The sequence below is a fragment of the Streptomyces ossamyceticus genome, assembly GCF_001418475.1.
In the GTDB taxonomy this organism is placed as follows: Bacteria; Actinomycetota; Actinomycetes; order Streptomycetales; family Streptomycetaceae; genus Streptomyces; species Streptomyces ossamyceticus.
In genome coordinates, this window is the sequence record NZ_LIQX01000475.1 from 1 (window position 1) to 4433 (window position 4433).

The following is a 4433-nucleotide window of genomic DNA, read 5'->3' on the forward strand; positions in this document are numbered from 1 at the left end:
ACCTGGAAAGTGCCTCCGACAGGGGCGGGAACAAGGGCCTAGACAATCCTCATTCTCGCTGGTCAGAGGCACTTTCTGCTGTCCTGATCACCTGCTGGACAGCCCACTTCGTGAAAGCACGAGGCTAGAACACACCCACCGCCGTCCGCCGACGGCGCGTCGCCCGGTCCCGGGCAGGCTGACGCGTAGTGAGCCAGCCGCGCACCGGGCCGGCGGGTGTCACGTCCGGTGCAGCAGCGCCCCCAGGCCGCCGACCGGGATCCCGGCCTCCGCGGCCTCCGGCGCCGGTGTCACGGAGATCGCCGGGGCCCCGGTGGTCGCCACCGACCGCAGCAGGGCGTCGTCGGCCCTCGCCGACCGTGCGTGGTCCTCGGCGAGCCCGAGCGCCCGCAGCTCCGTACGGCGCACGGCCAGCTGGTCGGGGTCCTCGCCCACCCACACCGCCCGATGTGTGTCGGGTCCCTCGGCGCGAACGAGCAGCTCGTCGATCCGGTGCTCCCGTGCCGCCTCCACCAGGTCGGCCACCTCCTCCACGGCACCCCGCCGCCCCTCGGCGTCCGGGCCGCGCGCCGCGAGGAACCGCTCGACCTCCTCGGCGGCCCGCCGACGGACGTGCTCGGCGCGGATCCGCGTCAGGTCCTCGTCGAGCAGCCTGCCGCCCTCCCCGTACGGGGTCTCGACCACCCGGTCCAGCAGCCGCCGCGGAAGCCGGTCCCGCACGGCGTGCCGCTCCCGGTCCTCACCCACGAGGATCAGCAGATCGGCGCGGGTGTCCTCCTGACAGACGGCGAGCGCGTCGGCGAACTCCGCCGCGTTGTGCTCCCAGGTGTTCTCCACCCGCAGATGGAAGTGCCGCTCCGGACGGTCGACCGCACCGGTCCGGTGCACCGGCCACCGCCGCCCGGCCACGCCCCCGGCGACCCCGCCGCCGGGGGCACCGCGCAGCTCGAAGCGGGCGCCCCGCCGGTCCACGTACGCCACCACGCACACCGGGTCCTCCCCGGCCAGGTCCAGCAGCGGAGCCGTCCGCGGCAGCGGCGCCCAGACGGCCTCGTTCGCCGGGGGCGGCGCGGCCAGCGGCGGATCGAGGACCACCCGCCCGTCCTGGGCGAACAGCGCACGGCCGTGCGGCTCGGTGGCGGGCCGCAGCTCCTCCACCGCCTGGTGCACAGCCCGGCACGTCGCCTCGTCCGCCCCCTGCTCGGCGAGCTCATGGGAGACGGCGGCCGCCGCCAGGGACCGCTCCCGGGCCATGGACTCGGAGGGTGCGGACGTACCGGCGTACACGGAGGCCCAGGGCCCCGGATGTTCGTACAGTGGATGGAGGAACGCGAGATCCATGGCTCCCTCCCGGATGCCGCTCGGGGTGACGCTTGCCGGGCGGGTACCCGGACCTCATTGGAGGCATACGAAGATCGGGGTACCACCATGACCGGAGTGCACCCGGACCGGCTGGACGACCAGCAGTTGATGAAGGAGCTGGAGTCGATCCACCGCACACGTCACGACACACTGCTGCACGGATCGGCCGAGGCACTGCGCACCCACAACGAGCGGATGGCGCAACTGGAGGGCGAGTACCTGCGCCGCCATCCGCGCCGCCCGGTGGTCTCCGGGCGCACCCGCGAGGGCGCACGGGACCGAGGACCGGGGCCGTCATGACGCGTACCACGCCCGACCCGCCCGGCGACACGCCCGGCTCGGCGGATCCCCACCCGCTGCTCGCCCGGCACGCCGAGGCCCAGGACCTCTTCGGTGACCGGGTGCACGCCGTCCGCGACGACCAGTGGGGCGCGGCCACCCCGTGCGCCGAATGGACGGTCCGCGACCTCGTCAACCACCTCGTCTCCGAACAGCTGTGGGTGCCGCTCCTGGTCCGGGACCGCTGCATGATCGAGGAGGTCGGCGACACCTTCGACGGTGATCTGCTGGGGCCCGACCCGGCCGCGTCCTGGGACACGGCGGCCCGCTCCGCGCGGGAGGCGTTCACCGCGCCGGGAGCGCTCGAACGCACCGTCCATCTGTCGTACGGCGACACCCCGGCCACCGCGTACTGCGCGCAGATGATCGCGGACCTCGTCGTCCACACCTGGGACCTGTCCCGCGCGATAGGCGTGGACGAGCGGCTCCCCGAGGAACTCGTGACGTTCACGACGCAGGAGATCGCCCCGTACGCGGGGGACCTGGAGAAGAGCGGGCTGTTCGCGGCCCCCGTGGAGCCGCCGAAGGGCGCCGACGCCCAGACCGCGCTGCTGTGCCTGCTCGGCCGCCACCCGTAGAAAGGCCACCCACGAGAGAGGGGGTGCCCGCACAGCTGTGCGGGCACCCCCTGTGTCGTGTTGTGCCGTGCCGGACTCAGACGCCGGCTGTCTCAGGCGCCGGCTGTCTCAGACGCCGGCAGTCTGGAAGACGTCGAGGAATGCCTCGCAGAACGCCTTCAGGTCGTCGGGCTTGCGGCTGGTGATCAGCTTGTTGGGCCCGTGGTCGCAGACCCTCACCTGCTCGTCGACCCATTCGCCGCCCGCGTTACGGATGTCCGTGCGCAGGCTGGGCCACGAGGTGAGGACCCGGCCGCGGACCACGCCCGCCTCGACCAGCGTCCACGGCGCGTGACAGATCGCGGCGACCGGCCGGCCCCGCTCGAAGAACTCCCGCACGAACGAGACGGCCTTCTCGTCCATCCGCAGGAAGTCCGGATTGGCCACCCCGCCGGGCAGCACCAGCGCGTCGAACGACTCGGCGGGCACCTCGCCCACCACGTCGTCCACGGCGAACGTGTCCGCCTTGTCCAGGTGGTGGAACGCCTGCACGCGGCCCGGCCGCGTCGACACCAGCACCGGCTCGTGACCGGCGTCCTTCACCGCCTGCCAGGGATCGGTCAGTTCGATCTGCTCCACACCCTCCGGTGCGGTCAGGAATGCGATACGCATACGCGTTCGGTCTCCTTTCTTCTCGGACATCGCAGGTCAGACGGGGCTCCCGCCCGGCCAGGTGTCCGGTTCGGCGCGGCTGATATCGGCGAGCGCCGAGTCCGGGTCCTGGGCCACGGCCAGATCGCCGAGGCTCACCATGCCCACCGGGTGCCCGTCCGCCAGGACCGGAAGCCGCCGTATCGCGTGGTCGCGCATCAGCGCGACCGCCGTGGACACCGCGTCGTCAGGCCCGATCACCACGGGGTTCGGCGTGCACACGGCCTGGGCGCTCACGGTCAGCGGGTCCACGCCGTCGGCGACGGCCCGCAGGGTGATGTCACGATCGGTCAGCACCCCGATGAGCTGCTCGTCCACGGTGACCAGGACGTCCCCGACATCCTGCGCGCGCATCAGCTGCGCCGCTTCCACGAGTGAGGCGTCCGGGCGGACCGCCACGACGCCCGGCGTCATGACGTCCCTGACGAAAACAGCCATGCTGGTCTGCCTCTCGTTGCTGCTCCCGGGGTGCAGGGGCACGCCGCGTGCGTGGGACGAGGCCCGCAATACCCGTGAGCGGGGCGGTCATGCGCCCCGTCGTGTGCGCTTTCCGTGCCCGTCAGGTCACCCCTTCCCGTCGCCGTCCCGCGCGCCGACCACCGCCTCCGCGAGCTGGTGCACGGAGTCGTAGCGGTCCTTCTTCGGCAGCCGCTCCAAGGGCTCGACGAGGTTGTCCGGGGCGTGCTTGTCGCGCAGGACGCGGATCAGCTCGCCGGGCCGCGCCGGGAACGAGGTGCGGCCCAGAACACGGGCCAGCTCCAGGCGCAGAGTCTCCACCCGGGCGGGTGCGCGGCTCGGTGTCACCGGCCCGTGCGCGACCTCAGGGTCGTCCTCGGCGTACGGCTCCGGGTCGTGCCACTCCTCCGTCCGGGTGGGGTGCCCGGATCGGAGCAGCCCCTGAAGTTCGTGTTTCATCTCGTCGTCGCGGTGGACGTTCAGCCGGTCGCTGCCTCGCTGCATGACTCCCCTCCATGGTTGGCGTGGCCCCCGCGTACCCGAGGACCCGGCGTCGACACGGGCGTTCCGGCGGCGGCCGGTTCCGTTCCTCGTGCCGGGGTTCCGCTTGCCGCCCGGGTTTGCCCGTCCACGCTGGGGAGACCCGCCCCGACGCCCCCCACCGCACATTCCCTCGGGAAGGACCGGGCCCATGGCGGTGATCGCCGTGATCATTCCGATGCTGATGCTGGGCGCTGTGCTGGCGCTGGGCCGCTACGAGGAGGTGCTGCTACCACCCGTCGAGGACCCCGAGCCCGACCCGGTCGTACCGGCCGGCTGAGCGCCCCTTGAGGACCACCTGACCGCCCCCCTGACGGCCACACGCTGGGCGAAACACGGCCCGGCCCCGGCCACGCGAGGTGTGCCGACACACGTCACGCGGGCTGACGACCCAGCCCGGCCCTGGTCGGCGGTGAAGGCCGGTGGCGGGCAGCGGTGAAGGCCGGTAGTGGGGGGCCGGCCCCCCAC

Annotated in this window: 7 protein-coding genes; 3 read left to right on the plus strand and 4 right to left on the minus strand. The window is 72.9% G+C overall.

All coding sequences use genetic code 11. From position 1 onward, the window contains the following. Positions 1-219 precede the first annotated feature (219 nt). Entirely contained in the window at positions 220-1341 is a 1122-nt protein-coding gene (locus tag AOK15_RS29910) for a baeRF2 domain-containing protein (protein WP_055521459.1), read from the minus strand. 87 nt (positions 1342-1428) lie between these two features. Here AOK15_RS29910 and AOK15_RS29915 point away from each other — a divergent pair, with 87 nt between their 5' ends. Beyond that, positions 1429-1662 carry a DUF6158 family protein gene (locus AOK15_RS29915; RefSeq protein ID WP_055521460.1) on the plus strand — a complete coding sequence of 78 codons (234 nt, stop codon included), beginning with the start codon at positions 1429-1431 and terminating at the stop codon, positions 1660-1662. After that, positions 1659-2279, plus strand: a complete 621-nt coding sequence (locus AOK15_RS29920; protein ID WP_055521461.1) for a TIGR03086 family metal-binding protein — start codon at positions 1659-1661, stop codon at positions 2277-2279. The genes AOK15_RS29915 and AOK15_RS29920 overlap by 4 nt, the downstream gene beginning before the upstream one ends. Before the next feature lie 108 nt (positions 2280-2387). Here the strand turns inward: AOK15_RS29920 and AOK15_RS29925 are convergent, their stop codons facing one another. The 3 genes from AOK15_RS29925 to AOK15_RS29935 form a co-directional block, all read right to left on the minus strand. After that, positions 2388-2930 carry a type 1 glutamine amidotransferase domain-containing protein gene (locus AOK15_RS29925; protein WP_055521462.1) on the minus strand — a complete coding sequence of 181 codons (543 nt, stop codon included), beginning with the start codon at positions 2928-2930 and terminating at the stop codon, positions 2388-2390. A gap of 36 nt (positions 2931-2966) precedes the next feature. Further along, positions 2967-3407, minus strand: coding sequence for a CBS domain-containing protein (locus AOK15_RS29930; protein ID WP_055521463.1), 441 nt, complete (start codon positions 3405-3407; stop codon positions 2967-2969). A 126-nt stretch (positions 3408-3533) separates the two neighbouring features. Next, complete coding sequence (locus AOK15_RS29935) at positions 3534-3929, minus strand: DUF2795 domain-containing protein (RefSeq protein ID WP_055521464.1); 396 nt, start codon at positions 3927-3929, stop codon at positions 3534-3536. Between the two features lie 187 nt (positions 3930-4116). Here AOK15_RS29935 and AOK15_RS48380 point away from each other — a divergent pair, with 187 nt between their 5' ends. Next, a complete protein-coding gene (locus tag AOK15_RS48380) occupies positions 4117-4245 on the plus strand; it encodes a hypothetical protein (RefSeq protein ID WP_276206238.1) in 129 nt (42 codons plus the stop codon). Positions 4246-4433: the final 188 nt, after the last annotated feature.